Below are 21,712 nucleotides of genomic sequence, written 5' to 3' on the forward strand. Positions count from 1 at the left end.
AAAAGAAGGAGAACCTATGGAAAAGGTTGAGAGATTAATATCCATCATCATGATCTTGCTGAAAAAGGATGTTGTTTCAACCAAAGAATTCGCACAATTGTTTAACGTTTCCAAAAGAACGATTCTTCGTGACATGGAAACGCTGAGTTTATCCAACATCCCCATCTATGCGGTCAACGGAGTTAACGGCGGCTACGGTATTATGGATGAATACAAGGTTGATAAACGCCTTTTAAGCAGCGCCGACCTGGAGAATATATTAACTGCGCTCGGCGGATTGGAACAAATTCTCATCAGCGAAGAAGTTGAAGTGACGATAAAAAAAATAGAAGCCATGGTTAGCCCATTGACTCCGAAAGGTTCGATCCAATTGTCGTTTTATGATTGGGAGGGTCGGTCGGAAATTCGCCAAACCTTGAAGAAGTGTCAAGAAGCAATATTAGCGAGAAGGTTCATTTCATTTGATTATATCGATAAAAATGGCGTAATTACGAACAGAATGGTCGAGCCGTATCAGCTTCATTTTAGCGAAACGAGTTGGTATCTAAAAGGTTTCTGTTTGCATCGTATGAGATACAGAACGTTTAAATTGTCCCGGATGGATCATCTTCAGTTGGATGAAAAAACATTCAGCCCTAGAGATGATTCGTTAGAACAAGAGCAAGATGCGAGTTATCAACCGGAGCTGGTCGCTGTAAAAGCGTTGATTTCGCCTAACATCAAAGATCATTTCATTGAAAGATACGGCCGTAAGAGTATCGAAAACTATAATTCCGAATTTTTCCTGGCAACGATCCATGTGCCTCAAAACAGCATTGGATTTCAATTTTTAGCGGGTTTCGGTACAAATTTAAAAATCGTAGCGCCGAGAACATATGTTGAAGACTTTCGAAATTATTTAAATCAAATGATGGAAAAGTACATCTAAAAGCCGGCATTTAAAAATCCCCTTACAGCACCAGGTATTATTTCGCCTCGTACCATAAGAGGATCTTAACACGGATTGAAGCAGTCTAGTCATAATTCATGATCGATTCACTGGAATGAGGGTATTCCAAAGAAGCTGCCATCGACGCGGGATATAATACGATCCCTACTACCCTAAGAAAGCGATGGAGCGTTTTACTTTCTTTGCAAAAGCAATGGGGTTGTCGATCGATTCCCAGTGAATGTACATTAGACGAGGTTCCTCAAACAGCCAGTGATTATGAACGGCGGTTACTTTAATGCCGTTTTTACGGAGGTTTGTCAGCAATTGATTTACCTGGTTTTGAAAGAGAGCCGTTTCCCCTAAGCAGAGCGCGCGTCCCGAACTGTCCAATGATTCAAACGAGAACAGTTGATAGCGGATCAATGGGGATGTCGAACGTCTTCCTAAAACAGACGCTCTTATCTTTCTATTTCTGGTAACAAAACAAACCGGACCTTTTGTAATGGAATGCTCTGTTCCACCTAATATAGTTGAAAATTCATTACATATTTTTCTAAAGCGGGCACTTGCTTTCACTGGTTGAGACATGCAGTATCATCCTTTCATTAAATGATCGATACACCTTCAATTCGGGCCGCATTAACCTAAGAACGCTATGGATTCTTTGGTTCTTTTTGCAAACACAATAGGATTCATCTTGGCTTCCCAGTGCATGTACATCAACCGTGGGTTTTCGTTCAGCCAGTGATTGTGGACCGCAGTCACTTTTATCCCGCGTTTACGGAGATTCGACATCAATCGATTGACTTGATTTTGGTGTACGGCAGTCTCACCCAAACAAAGCGCGCGTCCCGACTTATCCAGAGATTCAAACGAAAACATTTGCATTTGAACCAATGGGGATCGCGTTCTTCTTCCCAAGATGGTTTCTCTGAGGTTCGTCATCCGCGTGACAAAACAAACCGGACCTTGATCGACTTCCGATTCGCCTCCTAATATTTTTCCGAATTGAGTACAAAGCTTTTGGAATTGCGGGCTTACTTTCACTTGTTTCGCCATATGAATCCTCCCTTTCATCATGCTCGGTTCATTCTATGACGAAAGATATGAAAGGACTTGGATGGCTGTTCGTATTTTAAAAACTAATTGCAAGATGGCCTAGGCGGAATGAGGTCTTAAACAATACGATTTTTTTATAAAACATAGGGCGGCAAGAAGCCTCTTTCTTCTGACACGAATATTTGAAAATAAAAAAACATCCCATTTCTCCGGCGAGAGTGGGATGTTTATAGTTTATTCTAGCGGACGTTTGCCGCCCGATTCATCTGCCGCGATGTTCGGAAGTTGTTTGATCGCTTATGGGAACAGCCTTGCCGACCCTAAAAGCGTAAAAGCTAATCACAACGATACCTAAGAAAACGATGCCGATCAAAAGGGAGATGCGCGTCTCATCGTTTAACCACATTCCAACCAGGACCATCAGCAAAAAGGCGATGGTTACATAGTTGGTCAGCGGGGCAAAAGGCATTTTGAACGGATGATTTGCGTCCCCTCTGACTTTTCTGAATTTGATTTGACTGATTAGAATGACAAACCACGGTACCATACCGGGAAGTACGCTGGCGCTGTACACGTGCACAAACAAATTTTTCGGTGCAATATAGCTTAAGATTACGCCAATGCCCAATCCTACGAGTACGCCAATCGTTCCCAGCAGAGGCACGCCGTTGCGGGACAATTTCGTAAAGATTTTCGGCGCCTGTCCATTGACTCCTAATGTATAAAGCATGCGTCCTGCGCTATATATCCCGCTGTTACAACCTGACATGGCAGAGGTGATGACGACAAAGTTGATGAGCCCCGCCGCTGCCGTGATGCCGATTTTCGCAAACGTTGCAACGAACGGACTGCCGACGGCTTGCAATTGATTCCAAGGATAAACCGTTACGATCACAAAAATCGCGCCAATGTAAAAGATCAAAATCCGCCAAATAATGCTTTGCGTCGCGCTCATTAACGTTTTTTGCGGGTTCTTTGCCTCTCCTGCTGTAATTCCGATGAGTTCAACGCCTTGGTAGGCCCCGGCCACCAGCGCGAGGGCAAAGAAAAAGCCCGACCATCCACCGGTGAAAAAGCCTCCATGCTGCCACAGGTTGGAAAATCCGACCGGAGTCCCTCCGTTGCCGATCCCGAAGAAAATAAGGCCAACCCCAGCAACAATCATCAATATGATGGTGACGATTTTAATCATCGCAAACCAAAACTCAAATTCGCCAAATAATTTCACGGAAAATAGATTGGCTGCCCCGAGAATCACCATGGCGACGATTCCCGGAATCCAAGCCGGCAAATCCGGAAACCAATATTTCGTGTACGTCCCAACGGCAATGATCTCCGACATCCCGACAATCACCCATTGAAACCAGTTGCTCCAAGCCGTCATATACCCTGCCAATGGATGAATGTACTTATGGCCGAAGGTTGCAAATGACCCCGTGCTCGGCTCTACGTACTGCATTTCCCCCATGGCGCGCATAATAAAAAAGATAAAAATCCCTACAATGGCATACGCAAGCATCACCGATGGACCCGTCCATTGGATCGTGCTTGCAGAGCCCATAAATAACCCGACACCGATGGTGCCGCCCAAAGCTATCATCTGAATATGACGAGCTCCGAGCCCTCTCTTTAATTCGTTGTTTTTCATGCAGTTTCCCCCTCTGCTGCTCTCTTCGCTGTTCATTGGATAAGTCGCAATGGATTACTTTTTTGGTTTTGTAAGCGCTACTCTAATTGTATTATCTTGTACGCATGAAAACAATCCTCTTCATTTGGAAAACATTCAAGGGGCGTCCGGGTAAATTCAAAACGATTTGGGTTTCACCCGCACGGCTTAAGGGCGGAATATGCATAACCTATCTTGTATACCTTTTAAGACTTCTTCCGGCACTTCCCTAGCCTTGACATCCTCGCCGAGAAAAAGCAGCCAATTTGTTATTTCGGTCAATTCTTCGGAATGATTCACATTAATAAAAGTCTTTAGAACAGCTGTCGTTTGGTAAGGATTCGTATAGGAAATGGAAACTTTGATAGGATGGTATTTTTTGAATTGGGCAATCGCCTTTGGACCAAGTTCAAGGACAAGATTAGTGACTTCATCCTTCATACTTAGCTTTTCTAGAATCTTTTTTTTGCTTAATCTATGTTTCACTGGGTATGGTTTGACATCGGTGAGATTGTCGACAGAAAAAATCCGTCTCCGCTCTTCCTCCAAGTCAAAGCCTTCAATATGCCATAAGCTTTTTTCGCGATAAAGATGCAAAAGATAAATGGAATAGGACTTGATTACCTTCTCTTCTTCGATCGTAATCAATAAATAGCTGTCCACAAGAAGGATTTGGATCAGTTTTTCCAACATGGGATGGGGCAGGTCCGACAAATCAAGCAGGTCGGGATTATTCGGGTTGGTCCCTTCAAACAGCAAAATTTGATTTAAAAGAACAAGGTCATCCTGCTGGTTTTCCGAGATGAGGCCCAGCAATTTTTCAGCCAAAGACTGGCGGCTTTTTAGATAAGGGAGCTGCTGGTTTCTTGTGGCCATAAAAGCAATAAAAAGAGCCTTGATTTCAGTATCGGTAAAACGCACCGTGGGCAGGACGGAGTTGTTCATCACAAAATACCCCCCATCCCTCCCCACTTCTGCGACAAGCGGCATCCCCATGGCTTCAATTTCTCTAATATCCCTAACCGCTGTCGAACGCGAAATGTTAAATTCCCGCATAATTTCAGAAATGGTAAAGTGGGCGCGGTTGTTGATATACCGCATGATGATATTAATCCGTTCAACTTTTTTCATCGGAACCCCCTAAACAGTATCATTTTTTGACATGATTAAAAGCTATTATAAACCCATCAAGTGAAAAGACAAATCATTTGATAAATTCAAAAAAAAAGGAAGGTTTTGAATATGGCAAATTTTACGCTTGAGGAAAAAGACGGCTTTACCGTTTTGGGCATTGGAACGGAGCTTAAAAGCCATTACACGGACTATGCCGGCATAAACAAGGAAAAAGCAGACTTTTGGTCGGCCGTCGAACAAGACGGAAGACTGGACACTTTAAAATCCATCGCCGCAAATGAATACATTTTTGCCGTGAACGAAGCGGTGAATAACAAGATGATGTATTATGCCGGCGTCATGACGGAGGCATCGCTACCCGAAGCATCGAGAATCATTCAATTCCCGAAGGGAGAATACCTCGTGGTTAAAGGGGAAGCGAAGACTTCCGAAGAGTTGAGTAACACGCTTGCCGGCATCGCCTTTGGCCAAGTGCTGCCTGAAGCAAAGGATTTTGCCTATGTCGGCGGGCCAAATGCAACGGTTGAGATGGGGCAGCGAAACGGCGACGTCGTTGGCGAAATGTGGATTCCCGTGGTTAGAAAATAAAGAAATACTGCGGTTACGAACGAACAGCACCTCTCCAACCAATTCGAGGGTGCTGTTCCTTTTTTTCAACGGATTTACGCATGGAATTTTCTGAATTGTTAGCTGCTCGCTCTCGTTATTCATTCGTTAACATGCCTGCAAGTTTATTCAGCGCGTTGGGCTGCAGAATGCGATAGTGACGCCCATCCTTTTGCAAATATCCCTTATCGCAAAACTGCGCAAGCACATATAGCAAATGGCGGTAGGTGACGCCTAAAAAATCACAGACGGTGACGTGCTTCTCCTTATACATCTCTCCATCGGCCGTTTGCAAAATAAAGTCTGCAAGCCGGTTTTCAAGCGGGAAAGAGCGGCTTTGCGCATACTTTGCAGCCATTTGCGTCGATTTGATGCTTAAAAACTTGGCAAGTTCGCGCAGAAACTTCGCGTCCTCCAGCATTTTTGTGCGGCAAGCATGAAAAGGGATCGCAATACAAACGGTTTCGGTAGAAGTTTGAATCCCTTTGGAATAATAAGTCTGATTTAATAATTCCATTTCCCCGATATAATCCATCGGCTGAACGAAGTTTAATAAGGAAACCTTTCCGTTATGATGCGTCACATAAATTTTCGCTTTACCTTCTATGACGTAAAACAAAAAATCCGGCCGCTTGCCTTCCTGAATGATCCATTCATCGCGTTCATATTTATGCACTTCCATAAACTCTTCGATCGGAAAAGAAAATAAATGCCCAATCGAAGCTTCCTCCAAATAACGCTGCCTTTTCTCGCTTCTGTAAATTTCCATAACCCGCTCCAAAAGATGAGATATCTCATATTATTGTACGACTCTCCATGATAAGATGCAAAACATTGGAGGGAATAAAAATGAATTCGCAACGTTGGATGAGCAGACAGTTTTTTAGTTTCTTCATCACTTGGGGGATTTTCCTCCCCTTTTGGACGGGATGGATGATTCATACCAAAGGAATTTCGGTTTCGCAAGCCAGTTTGATTATGAGTTTGGGATTGGTGGCGCGAGGCCTTTCTACCTTATTCATTTTTCCGTTTTTATCAGGCAAATTCAGCAGCAAAACTTTGCGGACCGGGATGTCCATCGGCACCCTGATCGCCATGTTATGTTATATTCCGGCGAATTCTTTTGCCGGCTTGCTTGCAGCCACATTGCTGCTGCATTTGTTTTATCCGGCTTTGATGCCTGCATTGGATAGCGCGGCCGGCATCCTGGTACAAAACAAGCAATTAAAACACTACGGGAAAAGCCGTTCGTGGGGTTCCATCGGCTTTGTCGTTTCCGGCATGATTTTAACCGTCTTCACGGGAGCGCTGGGAGATCAAGTGATTTTATGGGCGCTGCTGCTTGGCATGTTGGTGCTCGTTTGTCTTCATTTCATGCGTGCCCCCGTTATTTTAAGCGAAAAACCGCCGGCAAATCGAAGCAAAAAACTCGGCATGCTGCAATTGTTTCGCGTTAAACACTTCGGCGTCGTGCTGATGATCGTCATATTGCTGCAAGCGGCGCACGCTTCTTATTACAACTACGGGTATATTTATTTGCAGGAAATCCATGCACCCAAATATTTGATCGGCGTCATCATTAACATTGCCGTCATCGCGGAAATCATCTTCTTTCTGATCGCGGACCGGAGCTTTCAACGATTTTCGGTTGGTTCCTTGTTGGCGTTTGCGGCGCTTGGTTCAACCTTGCGTTGGATACTCGTCTTTGCCTTTCCGAACGTGGTCGTCTTCTGTATCTCGCAAGCGTTGCATGCCTGCTCTTTTGCGATGGGGCATTATGCCTTTATGAAATACTTGTTTAAAAATATGCCTCCTGCGCAAATTCCGAATGCTCAAGGCATGTATTCCGCGCTTGCACTGAGCTGGAGCACGGCGATCTTTACGATTTTCGGCGGTTATTTGTACGAAATCGAGCCAAGATACGCTTTTATCGGGATGATTGTTTGTACTATTCCTTCAATGCTGCTTGCCCTCGTTTACCGGAAATTAGACCATCAAGCGGGTGAACAAATGGAGACAAACAAGTGATCAATAAAAAGGTAAAGCAGCGCGATTAAACGAGCATGCCACCGGCCCAAATTTTTAAATGCAGGACGTAAACAACCACCATCAAGGGTATAAAAGGATCTTAAACCAAAAAAGTCGGCTCGTTAATAAACGAATCCGGCTTTTTTGATTTTGATGCAGCTCCATCTTAGCTCAAGGCTCGCGAACCTTCCTCGCGGGATGGCGGACCGAATACCGGTGCCAATCTGGAGGGATGCAGTTTACCGCTTAATCCGAAATATTCACAGAAGTTCATAATCAGCGGGCTCCATTTTTCAGGATCAATGTAATTTTTCTCCCCCGTCATTAACAGCTTTTCATCAATATGCACTCTGGTGACGGCTACCTCGATCGAGACCAGACTGCTGGGTTCACCGAAATCATGTACTTTAATGAGAGAGGCCTCTAACTGAACGGGACATTCCGCCACGCGGGGTGCTTTGACCAAATCGGAAGGCTCCGGGGTGAGTCCGGCCGTGCCGAACTTATCGGATTCGTAGCTGTATCCCCGCTGCATTTTGGTCTCGGGCACAGGATTTGCGCCGGTAAGCAAAGCCAGTTTGTCGACGGCGCCAACAAGATCCGCCGATGGAAGATTCAAGACGCACTCTTGCTCACGGATAAGATTTTGCACCGTTTTCGATTTGCGGCTCATTCCGAGCATGCAAGACTGATTTAACCACCATGCGGAGGACATGGGTGCCAAATTAGCGGAACCGTCTTCGTTTAATGTGCTTATGAGAACGACAGGAGTTCCAAAGTAAAGAATTTTAGGCTCTATAACTTTATGCATTTCAAACGACGCTCCTTCTCTTGAAATGATTTCTTATGGTTCATCATGCGAGATCGGCAACCCGTTGTTGTCTTCAAGAGTATAACACGCATATTTATGCCTGATTGGCTTTCGCGAATATGACCGCAAGATAAAGATATTGTGGAGGACCCATACTTGACGAAATGAAAATTGGGCTAGGCATATTCCGCCTAACCCTTGTGCTAACCCTTCTTGAAATCACGCCATGTACTTTAGAATTTTATGTAGGTCGAGTTTATGATAAAGCTGGTGATCATGATACAAAAAGAAACGACTGCCGTTTAATGGGGCCGTTTCTTTACGGGATTTCTCTAAGCAGGAAAAGGTAAGCTCTTTATTCAGCAGCTTTTTCCGCCGTTTTTACCAGGGTTCATCGGTTTGTTCCCATCGACTTCTGTCAGCTTCTCACCGAATTGATCCAGCCGTCCCGGCGAAGAGGCAGGTCCGTCGTTTTTCGGCTTGTTGTTTCTTCCAGTCATTTGACGTTCACCCCCATACATAACTTGTGCGCCTGACCTTGTTTTCATACCCTGGCGCTGAATCCAGATATCGACAATTCTTCTCTTGGTTATCTTTCTGTCGTTCACAAGCGTAAAGACTCATTCACCATTTACGGATAGCGATCATAAAAGAAACCAGCGCGGCGATGGATGAAAACGTTCTTACATATTTTTTGGTTATGCATCATGTGATTCAATGTTCACGGAAGAGGTTAATGTTGTACAATAAAATCAACCATATATTTCCTGTGTTTTCAATATAAACATACAAATTTTATGGAGGTTTCCGTGTATGAAAAGTTTTTATCCACGAAAAAAGGGATTCGCCTTATTTGCAATCCTTCTTCTCTGTGCGTCCATGTTCATCCCCGCGATAGCCAGTGCAGCCTATTACAACACCTACACCACCGTCGCCACGCTGGGCAATGCAAATGACTGCAACGCCGCTCAGGGATTTGCTGTGGGATCTACCTACGTCTATTCTGTGAAAGTCAACACTGAGAATACTAAGGCAGTCATTTATCGGACCAAAATGAGCGATGGAACCACGACGCTTATGACGAACGGGGATACAGGGAAAACTTTCGCTACCTACCTCGGCCACGCCAATGATGTCGCCCTCAGTACAATCGACGGGAATTATTATATGTTTATCGTCACCATGAACTCCGGCAATATGAGTCTCGTAAAACTGAAGTATGTCGGAACGACATATTATAAAGTCGGCAGCTATGCCATCAAATACGATCATGCGGATAAGGCCATGTCGGGTGTGAAAATTACCGGCAAAGACGCAAACAAGATATACTTTTTATTCAAAACCGGACGGACCTTTTACAAGGGATCGCTCCCCCTGACCGCAAACAGTGGAACCATTGATTTATCCAGCGGCTTCACTTTAAATGTTGAAGATGCACGGGTCAACGGCAGCACCGTGCCTAACATCACGTCATATGCATTCCAAGGTTTCGGTTATTATAACAATACCATTTATGTTCCAATGACATACAAAAACGTCAGCATTGTACTTGTGTATCGAAATATCTCTACCGCTTCAGGCACAATACGCGCAGATGACAATCTATCATTCCGTGTTACGTCCTCTGCCTACCCTGACCTTTTTGAAATCGAGGGCGTTGGGATCGCGGACGGGGATAAACTCTGGTTCAACACCAACCGAAGAACACAACCTGGTGATACGGCTCACGACGGAGTGCACTATTTCAACGATTACAGCGCCTCCGAATAATGGAATATAAAAACCCTTCAATCTCTTGCTGAAAGGGATTGAAGGGTTTTAGATACGGTACATTCGAATTGAAGTTATTCAATTGTGCTTTTTGTGGCTTTATACATATTTTCTACATATTGGTCGATTTCGTCGCGTGACATGCGTAAGCGGTTCGCGGAAGAACCATATCCAATTTCCTTTTGCCCCTCCTCTAATCCTTTGAAAATTCCATCGGTGAAGGCATCCAATGGTTCTCCCTGGACATGCAACCCCGCTCCGCCTAAATTCGTATTCACTGCCGGAGGAGCGACCTCAATGACTTCTACAGACGTTTCGGAAAGTTGGTGTCTTAGGCTCACTGTAAATGAATGAAGCGCCGCTTTGGAAGCCGAGTAGATCGGAGCAATCGCAAACGGCGTAAAAGCCAACCCGGATGTCACGTTAATGATCGTCGCCTCTTCTTTTGTAGCAAAAAATGGAGCGAACAGCATAACGAGATGGAAAGGCGCTTCAATGTTGGTTGTGATTTCTTTTCGGAAATAACTCCAATTCTGCTTCGCATCTGATTTTAATACATTAAATCGTTGTTGGATGCCTGCGTTGTTAACCAGCACATTCACTTCCGGATAGTTTGCCGTTGCCCAGTCAAACAACGCTATGCGTTCGGATTCAATATCCAGATCACAGACACGGGTAATAAGGTTAGGGAATTTTTCTTTCGCTTCTTGGAGTACATGTTCGCGCCGGCCGCAAATAATGACTTTATTCCCGGCCTTGATAAAGCGTTCGGCAAAAGCCAGCCCGATTCCGGAACCGCCTCCGGTAATGAGGATCGTGTTTCCCGAAAGTTTCATGCTAATTCCTCTTTTCGATTATTTTTTCAGTTTGTCTTGCTTCTTTCCTTTTCTCGATACGTTTGATGTAGCGTGTGATTTTAACGTCAATTCCTTTTAAGGCTTCTTGCATTAACGACATTTCAGCTTGTACCGCTTGTTTGTGATTTTTCAACATTTCAAGCCGGAGTTCGGTGGTGTCATCGCCTTCCACGACCCAATCCACATATTGCTTGATATCATTTATTGACATGTGCGTGTTTTTTAAATAAATGATGATCTCGAGGAGCGTCATTTGGTCTTCTGAAAACAACCGCCTCCCCGCTTCATCACGCTCGATTAATGGCAGCAGACCTTTTTTTTCATAATAACGTAACGTTGATTCCGGAATATTGAATTTGGCTGAAGCTTCGCTAATGGAACAATATTTCATCTGGAGGCCTCCATTTTTTTCTTAACGTGTCGACAGGAATATGATACGACTTAAACCATGGTTTAAGTCAACAGAAAAAGAAAAAACCTCTTAATCCGTGAAGTTTACATTTAAAGCCTTTTCAGTCAATTAGGTTTATAGTATGCTTGCCTTATAGCGAAGGGGAGGGAATCTATGATGAAACAACTGATCTTCGGAGATGCCAAACATGAGCTCGCTACTACGCGCCGCGTATTGGAGCGCCTGCCTGATGAACACATGAACTGGAGACCGCACGACAAATCGATGACCTTGGGCGGGTTGGCGACGCACCTGATCAATCTGCTGAACTGGCAAGTCGCAATTTTTCTTTCCGCGGAATTAGATCTTTCGACCGTGCCGTCTCGGCGGGAAGCTTTGGAAAGACGCGAAGACGTGCTGGAGGAGTTCGACGCGAACGTCGTCAAGCTTGAAAAGCTGTTAGACGAATGCGACGAGAATGCGCTCGGCGAGGAATGGACTTTGCGGCATGGCGACCATATCATCCTCCGCCAACCTCGGGCGATCGCGCTTCGCACCTTCGGAATAAGCCACATGGTTCACCATCGGGCACAGCTTGGGGTTTATTACCGGCTTCTTGATATTCCGGTGCCGGGGATGTACGGTCCCTCCGCCGACGAGCAAAGCTAGTAAATTGGGTTGTGCATAAAACTCGCAGGGCAAAAGGCGAATATGCCAATATGCCGCCTTATAGGTGAATAAAACAGGGGCCACTTTTTCAAGACAGAGATCTTGAAGGAGTGGCCCCTTCCGATTAGATCAAAGCACCCTATCACTGTTGATTTGCATCGTTTGGCGCTTTCACGTAAGTTATGGGATAAGCTTGGCTCCCCAGCAAAATTCTTCGGCCCTGGAACTCATCATACAGATTTATGCGAATGGTTCCGCCATATATTTTGCGGAGTTTGTTATTGAAGGACATTTCGTATGATTTACCATTGCCAATCGTCCACTCCGTCCCAAGGGCTAAAGTTTTTTCCATGGATTCTCCATAAGGGTCAATGAGTTCCAACACAAGCTTATGCTCATAAGAACCTGTTTCGTATTCTTCGTTCTTGGATAAGTTGTAATGGATAACTGTATCCAGCGTATCCTTCCCTTCAGTAATGGTACTAACCGCATTTACAATCGACAGATTGTAAGGGAACAAATCCAAGCTGTTTAAATTAGACGGCTTTATTGGTGTGGCGTTAAGGGATAGCCCAACCGTATTGATATATCCGGTTGATGTACCGCCTAGATCTGTCAGCTTACCGTCAGCTACACCTGCGCCAATATAAAGCATAAGCTCTGAAGTATTCACACTTTGCGGAAGCTTGCTCCAGACGGTTACCAAACTTTTACCATTCGGGCCTATGGAATTGGGCGATTGACTCACCTTAGCTTCATAGTATTGATTATCAGATGTTTTGTAATAAGCAACAAGCTGTGCCGGTTTCGATTGCCGGGATTCTCCGTTCACCATCTCCAACTCCGTATATATTACATTCGATCCGCTGTCGCTATAAACGGTTGTCCGTCGTTCGCGAACTTCTGCTTTTTTGCCAGGGATATCAATATGGAAGGAACCGCCTGCATCCACGTTGTTCATCACATTGTTGAGAGCATTCGTATTCAATGAGATGAATGTCGTAACTTCATCACCTGAACTCTCCTGCAGAATAATCCTTAATTGGTTGAAGCTATAGGAATACGGAACGCCCGCAAGCACGTACATCTCTGCCGATTCGTTAGGAGCGAGCGCCGTTAAGCCATTAGGAGCTACGAGGTGCGCCGAGCCGCTGAGGTCGCTCATTCCCGCCTTGACCAGAGCTTTAAGTTTAGGCATCTGAACGGCATGAGACGATGTGTTGCGAATGCTGATTTTGGCTGCCATTTGATCGCCATCTTGCCATGGCAAACGCTGGAAAGAGTCGAGCTTGACCGCGAATGTCCCGTGACTGTTTTCAAACAAGTTTTCTATTCCCAGCTTGCCGCTATTTTCCAAGGAATAAGGGATCATGTAACGTGCTGTCGGGAAAATGACTTTATCGGGCGCCGGTGGCTCGCTCAAGTGCAATTGCAACCTGTCTTGGTTCAGCTTTAACGGCACATCAACGCTGAGATCAAAGATTTTCTCTTCCAGCGGTTTTAAGGTTACGTTGGCAAACGCCTTAGCATCCACCGGAATGCTGTAACCTTCAGCGGTCTTAACGACGAGCTCGTAAGCTGGCAGCGTTACAGATTTATTGCCGAGATTTTTCATTCGAAACTTCAAACTCCATTTCGCGAAATCATTCTCCGGATAAACAGAGGTGCTCTTGAGCTGCGTTTCGACTGCATTCTTGCCGATGAAAATGTTCTTGACAGCGTAAATAGGTACCGCTGAATCCAGTACGGTTACAGCTGGAAGACTAAAGGATTGAATCGGCAGATTCACTTTCAAAGTCGGGTCTTCCTGCGCTAATTGCAGTATCATATTTTCTGTTTTCAAGTAGGAAGGAACCTCTGCCAGATAGTAGATCATTTTTTTCTCCTGCGGCTGCACTGCGTAACTGCTGCTGGCATCATCCAATTTGAGATCAAAAACCGAGCCGCCGGAAGACTTCAGGTATGCTTTATAACCGGGATCACTTAGCGCCTTTGTACCCGAATTCGCCAAACTGATGCCTGCCTTCAAATATACTTTTCCGTTCATTTGAATCTTTTGCAGACTTTCCGCTTTCGCAGTCACAGGTAGATCATCGACCATCATTTTCCGGCTTTGTCCTTCAGGAACGATCGTTGAATAATGAGTTGGAATGGTAAAAACGCCCAGCCTTTTTTGATAATTGGCGCTGCTGAAATCAAAACCGAATATAGATACCTTTACTCCGTTTACTTTGGCGGCCTTGCCGATGTTGACATAATAAGTAACGGTTTGGCTGCTCTTGGCGGGTACTGTTTTTATGGCTGCATCCTTCGTGATAGGTTTTCCTTGTACAACCGTACCGCCCGATGTAGTTACCTGGGAAAAATAATCGATGAGGGCGACATTGCTCCCGGTGCCGTTGTTATAACTCAGCGTATAGATAAGGATGTTACCGCCCGGCTGGGCGAACATGTCGATATTCGTCAGCTTGACGCTGACATGGCTCCTCAAAGCTACGGATCCGAGGCTCTCCAGCGTGAATACTGCTGCCGCCGCTGATTTGTTATTGGATGGAACGCTTGCCTGTGCTGTATGGGCTTCAAGTGCAATAGTCTGACTTATTATCGCTGAGCTGAGCAAAACTGCAGCACAGTTCCTTATTGGCTTGAGCATAACTTGCCCTCCTTGTTGAACATGTATATCGACAATCTTTTCTCAGAAGACAAACCGTGTGTAACGCAAACTGTTTCGAGAGATGTGGAATGTTAAGCCTTTGAAATTTATCTTTTCATGCTCCTCTTAGAAAAAAGCAGCGCACGAAGGTGGGCCGCTTCTTTCGTTTCCGTTTTTCCTATTCGTTTAAATAGGTTGTTACGCGGTTCTGGATCAACTTCGCTACTTCTTCTGCAGACTTCTGCCCATTAAAAAAGGTTGCGGACTCTTCGCCTATAATTGGAACGACTCTGCCATCCACGTTCACATATCGATACGCACTATGAACGAATTGTTTGAACTGCGTAAATGCATCGTCCGATATTTTGGCTTTTTTACCGTCCGGCAGCTTATAGGTTCCGCTTTTCGCTTTTTCCTGAAGCTCGTTTATTTTTTTGTCGTTTACGGATGCAAGCAGGGAAAAGCCTTCCCGATCTTGCAGCGATTGCGCCTCGTCAGATAATAAGAAGGAAATGAACTTCCACGCTTCGTCTTTCACCGGAGAATTGGCCCGGATCGCAAATTCGTTTAAGGGAAAAATCCGCGTTCCTTCGGATTGCCCCGTATGCGGCTTTTGCAGCAGTACCGGATTTTCGAAGGATGAATATAAGACGTCGATCAAGTCTCCCGGCGACAATAAAGAAGCGGGAGAAAACAACTGATGACCCATTTCGGCTTGATCTGCGGTCATGACCTTTTCTTCGTACATGTTTTGGATCTGCTGCATCAGTTCCACGAATTCGGGAGAGTCGAACTTTCCTTTTTTCGTCTCGCCATCGACGAACTGCGCGTAATTTTCTACAACCATTTCCTCGAGTAACATATCCGGCGGGTAATTCGCCAAGGCATACAGCTGTTTGCTGCCGCTCTTCCTTGCTTGTTGAATAAGCTGCTTCGAGATCTCCTCAAAGGTATTCCAGCTCCAGCTCTTATCGTCGATCTTCACCGTGGAGTTCTTCAACACGTTCCCATCACCAACGAATGCTGCTATTCCGAAACCGGCAGGGATCGTATACATCCCGCCTTTTAACTTCAAAGACTCTAACACTTTCATTTGTACATCGTTCTTATCCAGCGTTTGATCCTGATCCATTAAATCTTTCATGTCGAGAAGCATCTTCTTGCTCACATATTCTTCCAAAGGCAATCCGCTTAATTCGATGATATCCGCGCCTTTCCCTGATAACAGGGCCGTATTCGTCGTTTTTACGTATTTTTCATACTCGCCCTGGCCCCATTGTTCGCCCGCGTTTTTATAGGATTTGATTTGCAGGTCGATATCCGGGTACTTCTCTTCAAACTTCTTCTTTAAGATCTCGTAGAATGGGCTCGATTCTTGCAGAGATAACGTAATAACGGTCTTTCCTTCCTTGGTGGTCTGTTTCTCTTTCCCGCTGCTTCCGGAACTGCATGCCGTTGTTGTTATCATTAAAGCGCCTGCTATCATCATCAAAAGCCACTTTTTCATCGTATAACCTCCTATTGTTTCTTCTTACTTCAATGCTTGACTATTGCAAGCGAATGCGGTCGCCGTCTTGCAAAGGCTCGCTGCTTTCTAAAATAATCTGGTCGTCCTCGAAGATATTTTCGGATTGAATCATCGTTACCGCACCATTCGTTTCACTGGATGCAATCCGGACTTTGCGGGCAACAAAGACATTGCCGAATGTCCCCGGCTGTTCTTCGACTTTGAAGATATACGTTCCCTCGCGGTCCTGATGGATCGCTTTATTGGAAACAAGGAATCCCTCATGGAGTGAGCGTTTCTCGAGTTTAATCGATGCCTGCTCGCCTCCTTTCAATTCGGTATCAACAACCTTGATGCGAAGCGTCTTCTGCGGGATTGTCGTGCTCTTCTCCGCCTCCTCGGCAGTTGAGCTGCCTTGAAGCGGCTCTGCATTCGCGATTTCCGCAATCGTCCCGCTCAATACCCTTGCTTGTTGATCCTGGGCTGTATCCACTTCGACCTCGATCTTCTCCCCTACCTTTATCCCTAAGCTGGACAAAAGCTTGGCATCGACAGGAATATTCATCCGGTAACCCAGGCTGCCGTTCGATACAATCACGTCCGGGTCTCCCGCCGAGGCGAACCCTTCAATCGCATTCAGTTTTGTAACGATCCCATCGAACGGAGCGGTCAGCTGCTTTTGGCTGGTTAAAAGTTCTCTCATCCCGTTAATTTTTTGTTCCTCCAAGGCGATTTCAAGCTTGCCCTTTTCTATGTCCCGCTTTGCATTCCGAAGTTTCAGCTCGTCCTCCTCCACCGCCGAAAGGATGTACTGATCTTGAGAGTTCTGTTGCTCGATTTTTTGTTTTTCCAGGTTTGTGATTTCTGCATTTAACTCCTGCTCCGCCGCCTTGCTGTCATAGAGGATTAGCTTCTGCCCCTTTTGGACGTAATCTCCTTCTTTGACGAGAATCTTTTGAACCTTCCAGCCGGCAGGGTTCGACAGTTTCACTTCGTCCAGCGGCTTTAGGATATCGCTGCCCTCGATCTTAAAAGTAAGGCTTCCTTTGGTCGGCTTTTCCGTCCCTACTTTCGGCAGGGTGAGCGACTGTAGCGTATTGCTGAACAAGGTAAAAAACAGAAGCACCCCCACAAAAAGGGTAAATACGATTTGAATCATGCGTTTGCGTCTTCGGTCAGACGGCTCTTTTCCTAACTCCATATCCGTCTTTCTCCTCCTAAAACCTTTCTGCAGGAAAGATTGCATCGTAAGCGCTGGCTAAAATCCCCAAAGGAAAGCTGCCACGTAGGCTCTTGGCTGCGCGAAAGCCTGACTTCCCTTGCAAACATTCAGCTTCGAGTTCATTAACCCTTGATGCCTGACAATTGAATACCCTCAATGAAATACGATTCCGCATATAGGAACAACAGCACCATCGGAGCCATATATAGCATGGATGCTGCAAAAGCAATCCCTCGATTCCCGTCGGTGACCCTGGATAAAAAAACCGACAGCGGTTGCTTGAACGGGTCGTCCAGAAAAATAAGCGGCTGCTCGACCATATTCCAGTAATCGACGAACAATAAAATGATGAGCGCCGCCAGACCCGGTTTGATCATCGGGACGATGATTTTGAAAAATATCCGCAAATGCCCGGCTCCTTCCATTTTAGCCGCTTCGATATAAGCATAAGGAATATCCAGCATGAACTGCCTAAGCATAAATACGCCGAATGCCGCGAAAATGCCGGGCCATATAATGGCACTCGGACTATTCAGCATTCCAAGCCGATCCGCCATGATATAGTTCGGAACCAGCGTGACCTGAAACGGCATGAGCATGGTTAAAACATAGATGAGGAACAAAGGATCCCTGCCGCGGAATTTCAGCTTGGAGAACGCGTATGCTGCGAGCGCCGCCACAAAAGTCTGTCCGGCAATGATCGGCACAACCATTCCTACGGAGTTCCAAAACATCGTCAAATATTTCGGGTTGTCCACGAGCACCTTGCCATACTGCTCCAAAGAAACTTTGTCCGGCAACAATTTCAAATTGACGAATGGCATTGTTTTCCCGGCTGCGGCTACATCATTCTTCTGCCCTATGGCTCTATAATTGATCTCTATTTCCTTTTCTGTCGTCAGCGAATTGACGAATGTGACCCCAATCGGAAGCAGCAATAGGATGGCAATAACGCTGGTGACGAACGTTAATGAAATGTTTCGCAAAACTTTGGCAATCGGCACGTTTTCTCTCACCTCCTATTCCATGTATTGCCGATGCCTGCGTTCAAGCATGAACAGTCCCATGACAATCATCAGAATGCAGCCGAACATGAAGGTCGCCGCTGCAGTCAACTTCTGGGTATCGAGCGACATAAACATGTTGTTCATATAGTGCTGCATCATGTAGATGCTGTCATGCGGATAATCACCTGCGATCAGATACGTTTCCCGGAATACTTTAAACGAATTGATGATCGACATGATGACGACAAAGAACATCGTGGAGGTTAGATAGACCAGCGTGATGCTTCTGAACTGCCGTAAACGCCCTGCCCCCTCGATTTGGGCGGTTTCGTAATAGTCTTTCGGAATTTGCTGCAAACCGGCTAAAAATAAAATCACGTTGTAGCCGATGTTTTTCCATAAATACACGACGATGACGACAATTCGGGCCGAATCCGTCTTCATCCAATCCACGCGAGCTGCCCCGAAATGGCTCAGCCAGGCGTTCAGAGAACCGTTCCAATCGAACAGGATCTGCCAGATCATAACGATCGAGGCCACGGGTACGACCAGCGGCAGCACATAGGCCGTCCGAAGCCATCTTCGAAGATATGTACTTTGGTTTAAAAGCATGGCCAGCCCCAGCGACAGTGCAAGCATAAGCGGAACGCTAACCGCACTGAAATAAAACGTGTTGGATGCCGCTTTGCGGAAGGAACCGCTCGCAAGCAGTTCGCGGTAATTGTCGAATCCGACAAAATGCCCACCCACCGTACTGTCCATAAAGGAATAAAACACTCCCATGACAAACGGGATCAGGTAAAAAACGGAAAATCCGACGCCGCTAGGCACAAGGAACATCACGGCTGCCGAAGCATCTTTGCGGAGCCATCTCTTCATCGTTGTCTTCATCCTTTCATGACCTGCTGCTAAAGGTGGACGGATTAACATATCTACATTCGATATTTCATCTCAGCAGCACAAAGCTATCTTATGGCACGTATATATTGGAAGTCGGGTAGAGTTGTGATGAAATTGTAAAAATTGGCCTGCATAATGATATTCAATTCAGTAATGACATACAAAAAAGGCCGGTCATCAGATCCAGCCTTTTTGATCTACCCATTTTGGGGATCAAACATTTCTTTTTTCTCGCTCGCGCTGTAGAATACAGCTTTGCCTTCGAACCGCTAATGTCAATTGTTGTAGAACCACATTTCGCTCAAGTTATCCTTGTCGAACCCTATGAACTCTCCCGCATTAGTATCTATCACAAGTCTGAGTTCGCCGACATCGGGTTCCTTGGTTCGATAATACAATTCTTGCGTTGTCCCATACGAGTATTGGTAGTCCAACTGATAAGCGGATGCTGCAGTGCCTTCGATCTGTGCAAGATACTTCTCGGCCTTATGGACCATTTCTTCGCCCGAGAGTCCTTTGGGTATCATTTTTGAATTCATATCGCTTCCCGTTGCATCATTAAAATATTCCGCGCCACGCTGCATGATGCTTTCCACTTTACCGTCCTTGGGGTTCATGAGCACCTCGAATCCACTCTGATCGGTTTTGCCCTGAAGACTGACAAAGGTAAGGCCATCTGTAAACTGAGTGATCCTCTTCCCGATTCTTTTTAAAGCTTTCTTTTCCCGTTCTCCTGCTGCTTTAAAGTTCTCATAGTTTTTATAGTTCCCTTCCATCATAGCTAATAGGTTCTCCAGCTCTTTCTGAGACATGGAATAGATCCCGATTCTTACCTGATCCGAAGTCAGCTTCAGATGATAAAATTTATTCACTGCATTAATACTTAATCTTGTTACTGTTTCTTGCGACAGCATGCCGTTATATTCCACCAATTTGGCATCAGAATCTTTGGCGATATGTTTTACCATGACGGTGTCTTTCTCGATCGCCTGATAAAAGCCGTCGCACCCGCTTAGAACGCAGATCGTACATACATATGCGGCAATGAATAACAACCGTTTCATTCCCGCTCACCTCCCCCTTTATATTGAAGCGGGAACATCACACGCACGGTGGTTCCCTCTCCCGGCTGGCTCTCCACTTCTAACCGGGCCCCGTGCACTTCGGCGATGCTTTGACAGATGGATAGACCCAGCCCGGCACCATGCTGGCTTTTGGTTCTAGCTTTGTCTACCATATAAAACGGCTCAAACAGGTTTGCCAGATGCTCCTCAGGAATACCGATCCCGTGATCAATAACTTCAAGTGTATAGCACCCTTGCCCTGCCTGTGATTGCAGCGTGATCATTCCCGCTTCGGTTAATGCTTTCATCGCGTTGTCCACGAGGTTATGGATCAGAACTTTGATTAAGTCGGGATCCATCCGCACTTCTCCATCCACGCAACGGGTAATGAGCCGGAGATGCTTATCCGCGGCTTTCATTTGCAAGGAAGCCTCCGCTTCCCGGATCACATTCTTCATATTGACCGTTCTTAGTTCAGTATGGCCTTGCCTGAGCAGAATCAGATCCATCAATTTAAATGAAAGATGCTCGAGTCTCTTTGCTTCGGAATAGATGACGTTCAGTCCATCCAACAGTGTTTCCTCTCCCACCTTCGTCATTCTTAAAAAATTCGCATAACCGATAATCGAAGTGAGTGGTGTTTTCAACTCATGCGTAATGTTCTGGATAAATCGCTCTTTCTCATTGTTGTTTCTTTCGAGCTCATTGATTTTCTCTTCGACGACTTCAGCCATCTCATTGAAGTTCGCACCCAGCATGCCGATCTCATCCCGTGATTTCAACTTGACGCGTTCCGAGAATCTGCCTTGCGCAATAACCTTCGCCATGCGGATCATCCGGTCAATTGGCTTTGTCAGCCCTTTGCTGATCAGGAACATGACGAGTGCATACAGAATGACGGCACCTGCATCCACCTTGAAGAAAAAGCTGTATTGATTCATGCGCTCATCATAAAGAGGCGTCACGTCTTTAATATAAGTGAACACGTAATATTTGCCGTTAATGGGTGCAAGATTTGAGGTGAACAGCATTGTTCTTTTGCCGATATCACGAAGAATATACCTAATTTCATCAGCGGTCAGTCGAATCAGTTCCTTACGGCTCTGGGGCATTGAAAAATTCGTATTGCTGTACACGATCCGGCTGCCTTCGGTGATCTGGATGTATACGTTCTCTTCTTGGTTCTTATTCACAAATCCTGTCGCGATATTCGTCAGTACCGTCTTCTCATAATCGATGCTGTCATACACGTTCAGAATGGGAATAACTCCATTTACACTGGAATGAATGCTCATATTTTCACTTAAGGCATTGCCTATTTCCTGCTGCAGCATTTGGTTGTGATTGCGTTCAATGACCATAATCGAGGCGATGTTGAAGATGACGACAAACGTGAGAATGGAAAACAGACAAATTTTCTGCCAAAATTTCATAGCC

Annotated in this window: 21 protein-coding genes; 5 read left to right on the forward strand and 16 right to left on the reverse strand. The window is 45.5% G+C overall.

The annotated features are described in order from the left end of the window. Positions 1–16: 16 nt before the first annotated feature. Complete coding sequence (locus GQY55_RS21230) at positions 17–928, forward strand: helix-turn-helix transcriptional regulator (protein ID WP_160043917.1); 912 nt, start codon at positions 17–19, stop codon at positions 926–928. A 168-nt stretch (positions 929–1,096) separates the two neighbouring features. Here the strand turns inward: GQY55_RS21230 and GQY55_RS21235 are convergent, their stop codons facing one another. From GQY55_RS21235 to GQY55_RS21250, 4 genes are all read right to left on the reverse strand, one after another. Beyond that, entirely contained in the window at positions 1,097–1,519 is a 423-nt protein-coding gene (locus tag GQY55_RS21235; RefSeq protein ID WP_160043918.1) for a DUF1259 domain-containing protein, read from the reverse strand. Between the two features lie 51 nt (positions 1,520–1,570). After that, entirely contained in the window at positions 1,571–1,990 is a 420-nt protein-coding gene (locus GQY55_RS21240; protein ID WP_160043919.1) for a DUF1259 domain-containing protein, read from the reverse strand. A gap of 262 nt (positions 1,991–2,252) precedes the next feature. Then, entirely contained in the window at positions 2,253–3,638 is a 1,386-nt protein-coding gene (locus GQY55_RS21245) for an amino acid permease (protein ID WP_160043920.1), read from the reverse strand. Between the two features lie 186 nt (positions 3,639–3,824). Continuing rightward, entirely contained in the window at positions 3,825–4,787 is a 963-nt protein-coding gene (locus GQY55_RS21250; RefSeq protein ID WP_160043921.1) for a helix-turn-helix transcriptional regulator, read from the reverse strand. Between the two features lie 111 nt (positions 4,788–4,898). On the opposite strand from GQY55_RS21250, the gene GQY55_RS21255 reads away from it, so the two are divergent. After that, positions 4,899–5,378, forward strand: a complete 480-nt coding sequence (locus tag GQY55_RS21255) for a GyrI-like domain-containing protein (RefSeq protein ID WP_160043922.1) — start codon at positions 4,899–4,901, stop codon at positions 5,376–5,378. 115 nt (positions 5,379–5,493) lie between these two features. Here the strand turns inward: GQY55_RS21255 and yeiL are convergent, their stop codons facing one another. Next, on the reverse strand, positions 5,494–6,165 hold the full coding sequence (yeiL, locus tag GQY55_RS21260) for a transcriptional regulator YeiL (protein ID WP_160043923.1): 672 nt from the start codon (positions 6,163–6,165) through the stop codon (positions 5,494–5,496). A gap of 80 nt (positions 6,166–6,245) precedes the next feature. Between yeiL and GQY55_RS21265 the strand changes: the two genes are divergently transcribed. Continuing rightward, positions 6,246–7,424 carry an MFS transporter gene (locus GQY55_RS21265; protein WP_160043924.1) on the forward strand — a complete coding sequence of 393 codons (1,179 nt, stop codon included), beginning with the start codon at positions 6,246–6,248 and terminating at the stop codon, positions 7,422–7,424. Between the two features lie 166 nt (positions 7,425–7,590). On the opposite strand, the gene GQY55_RS21270 is transcribed toward GQY55_RS21265, so the two are convergent. Further along, complete coding sequence (locus GQY55_RS21270; protein ID WP_160043925.1) at positions 7,591–8,235, reverse strand: flavin reductase family protein; 645 nt, start codon at positions 8,233–8,235, stop codon at positions 7,591–7,593. A gap of 359 nt (positions 8,236–8,594) precedes the next feature. Continuing rightward, on the reverse strand, positions 8,595–8,735 hold the full coding sequence (locus GQY55_RS31065) for a hypothetical protein (RefSeq protein ID WP_201452205.1): 141 nt from the start codon (positions 8,733–8,735) through the stop codon (positions 8,595–8,597). 313 nt (positions 8,736–9,048) lie between these two features. On the opposite strand from GQY55_RS31065, the gene GQY55_RS21275 reads away from it, so the two are divergent. Beyond that, positions 9,049–10,005: a hypothetical protein gene (locus GQY55_RS21275; protein ID WP_160043926.1), complete on the forward strand. Its 957-nt coding sequence runs from the start codon at positions 9,049–9,051 to the stop codon at positions 10,003–10,005. 74 nt (positions 10,006–10,079) lie between these two features. Here the strand turns inward: GQY55_RS21275 and GQY55_RS21280 are convergent, their stop codons facing one another. After that, entirely contained in the window at positions 10,080–10,841 is a 762-nt protein-coding gene (locus tag GQY55_RS21280; protein WP_160043927.1) for an SDR family oxidoreductase, read from the reverse strand. Between the two features lies 1 nt (position 10,842). Then, positions 10,843–11,253: a MerR family transcriptional regulator gene (locus tag GQY55_RS21285; RefSeq protein ID WP_160043928.1), complete on the reverse strand. Its 411-nt coding sequence runs from the start codon at positions 11,251–11,253 to the stop codon at positions 10,843–10,845. A gap of 174 nt (positions 11,254–11,427) precedes the next feature. Here GQY55_RS21285 and GQY55_RS21290 point away from each other — a divergent pair, with 174 nt between their 5' ends. Beyond that, positions 11,428–11,922, forward strand: coding sequence for a DinB family protein (locus GQY55_RS21290; protein WP_160043929.1), 495 nt, complete (start codon positions 11,428–11,430; stop codon positions 11,920–11,922). A gap of 142 nt (positions 11,923–12,064) precedes the next feature. Here the strand turns inward: GQY55_RS21290 and GQY55_RS21295 are convergent, their stop codons facing one another. The 7 genes from GQY55_RS21295 to GQY55_RS21325 form a co-directional block, all read right to left on the reverse strand. Then, positions 12,065–14,575: a hypothetical protein gene (locus GQY55_RS21295; protein WP_160043930.1), complete on the reverse strand. Its 2,511-nt coding sequence runs from the start codon at positions 14,573–14,575 to the stop codon at positions 12,065–12,067. Positions 14,576–14,753: 178 nt separating this feature from the next. Beyond that, positions 14,754–16,082, reverse strand: coding sequence for an ABC transporter substrate-binding protein (locus GQY55_RS21300; protein WP_160043931.1), 1,329 nt, complete (start codon positions 16,080–16,082; stop codon positions 14,754–14,756). A gap of 40 nt (positions 16,083–16,122) precedes the next feature. Continuing rightward, a complete protein-coding gene (locus GQY55_RS21305; protein ID WP_160043932.1) occupies positions 16,123–17,283 on the reverse strand; it encodes an efflux RND transporter periplasmic adaptor subunit in 1,161 nt (386 codons plus the stop codon). 143 nt (positions 17,284–17,426) lie between these two features. Then, complete coding sequence (locus GQY55_RS21310) at positions 17,427–18,308, reverse strand: carbohydrate ABC transporter permease (RefSeq protein ID WP_160043933.1); 882 nt, start codon at positions 18,306–18,308, stop codon at positions 17,427–17,429. A 15-nt stretch (positions 18,309–18,323) separates the two neighbouring features. Continuing rightward, positions 18,324–19,190 carry a carbohydrate ABC transporter permease gene (locus GQY55_RS21315; protein ID WP_160043934.1) on the reverse strand — a complete coding sequence of 289 codons (867 nt, stop codon included), beginning with the start codon at positions 19,188–19,190 and terminating at the stop codon, positions 18,324–18,326. Between the two features lie 296 nt (positions 19,191–19,486). Continuing rightward, positions 19,487–20,275, reverse strand: a complete 789-nt coding sequence (locus GQY55_RS21320) for a hypothetical protein (protein ID WP_160043935.1) — start codon at positions 20,273–20,275, stop codon at positions 19,487–19,489. After that, complete coding sequence (locus GQY55_RS21325; RefSeq protein WP_160043936.1) at positions 20,272–21,708, reverse strand: sensor histidine kinase; 1,437 nt, start codon at positions 21,706–21,708, stop codon at positions 20,272–20,274. Before GQY55_RS21325 ends, GQY55_RS21320 begins: the two co-directional genes overlap by 4 nt. Between the last annotated feature and the right edge of the window lie 4 nt (positions 21,709–21,712).

This window comes from Paenibacillus sp. USDA918EY (assembly GCF_009870825.1).
In the GTDB taxonomy this organism is placed as follows: Bacteria; Bacillota; Bacilli; order Paenibacillales; family Paenibacillaceae; genus Paenibacillus_AQ; species Paenibacillus_AQ albilobatus.

What these genes read in the sequence shown, in the direction of transcription:
- GQY55_RS21230 (WP_160043917.1), top strand. Translation starts at nt 17, where the DNA reads ATGGAAAAGGTTGAGAGATTAATATCCATCATCATGATCTTGCTGAAA.
- GQY55_RS21235 (WP_160043918.1), bottom strand. Translation starts at nt 1,519, where the DNA reads ATGTCTCAACCAGTGAAAGCAAGTGCCCGCTTTAGAAAAATATGTAAT.
- GQY55_RS21240 (WP_160043919.1), bottom strand. Translation starts at nt 1,990, where the DNA reads ATGGCGAAACAAGTGAAAGTAAGCCCGCAATTCCAAAAGCTTTGTACT.
- GQY55_RS21245 (WP_160043920.1), bottom strand. Translation starts at nt 3,638, where the DNA reads ATGAAAAACAACGAATTAAAGAGAGGGCTCGGAGCTCGTCATATTCAG.
- GQY55_RS21250 (WP_160043921.1), bottom strand. Translation starts at nt 4,787, where the DNA reads ATGAAAAAAGTTGAACGGATTAATATCATCATGCGGTATATCAACAAC.
- GQY55_RS21255 (WP_160043922.1), top strand. Translation starts at nt 4,899, where the DNA reads ATGGCAAATTTTACGCTTGAGGAAAAAGACGGCTTTACCGTTTTGGGC.
- yeiL (WP_160043923.1), bottom strand. Translation starts at nt 6,165, where the DNA reads ATGGAAATTTACAGAAGCGAGAAAAGGCAGCGTTATTTGGAGGAAGCT.
- GQY55_RS21265 (WP_160043924.1), top strand. Translation starts at nt 6,246, where the DNA reads ATGAATTCGCAACGTTGGATGAGCAGACAGTTTTTTAGTTTCTTCATC.
- GQY55_RS21270 (WP_160043925.1), bottom strand. Translation starts at nt 8,235, where the DNA reads ATGCATAAAGTTATAGAGCCTAAAATTCTTTACTTTGGAACTCCTGTC.
- GQY55_RS31065 (WP_201452205.1), bottom strand. Translation starts at nt 8,735, where the DNA reads ATGACTGGAAGAAACAACAAGCCGAAAAACGACGGACCTGCCTCTTCG.
- GQY55_RS21275 (WP_160043926.1), top strand. Translation starts at nt 9,049, where the DNA reads ATGAAAAGTTTTTATCCACGAAAAAAGGGATTCGCCTTATTTGCAATC.
- GQY55_RS21280 (WP_160043927.1), bottom strand. Translation starts at nt 10,841, where the DNA reads ATGAAACTTTCGGGAAACACGATCCTCATTACCGGAGGCGGTTCCGGA.
- GQY55_RS21285 (WP_160043928.1), bottom strand. Translation starts at nt 11,253, where the DNA reads ATGAAATATTGTTCCATTAGCGAAGCTTCAGCCAAATTCAATATTCCG.
- GQY55_RS21290 (WP_160043929.1), top strand. Translation starts at nt 11,428, where the DNA reads ATGATGAAACAACTGATCTTCGGAGATGCCAAACATGAGCTCGCTACT.
- GQY55_RS21295 (WP_160043930.1), bottom strand. Translation starts at nt 14,575, where the DNA reads ATGCTCAAGCCAATAAGGAACTGTGCTGCAGTTTTGCTCAGCTCAGCG.
- GQY55_RS21300 (WP_160043931.1), bottom strand. Translation starts at nt 16,082, where the DNA reads ATGAAAAAGTGGCTTTTGATGATGATAGCAGGCGCTTTAATGATAACA.
- GQY55_RS21305 (WP_160043932.1), bottom strand. Translation starts at nt 17,283, where the DNA reads ATGGAGTTAGGAAAAGAGCCGTCTGACCGAAGACGCAAACGCATGATT.
- GQY55_RS21315 (WP_160043934.1), bottom strand. Translation starts at nt 19,190, where the DNA reads ATGAAGAGATGGCTCCGCAAAGATGCTTCGGCAGCCGTGATGTTCCTT.
- GQY55_RS21320 (WP_160043935.1), bottom strand. Translation starts at nt 20,275, where the DNA reads ATGAAACGGTTGTTATTCATTGCCGCATATGTATGTACGATCTGCGTT.
- GQY55_RS21325 (WP_160043936.1), bottom strand. Translation starts at nt 21,708, where the DNA reads ATGAAATTTTGGCAGAAAATTTGTCTGTTTTCCATTCTCACGTTTGTC.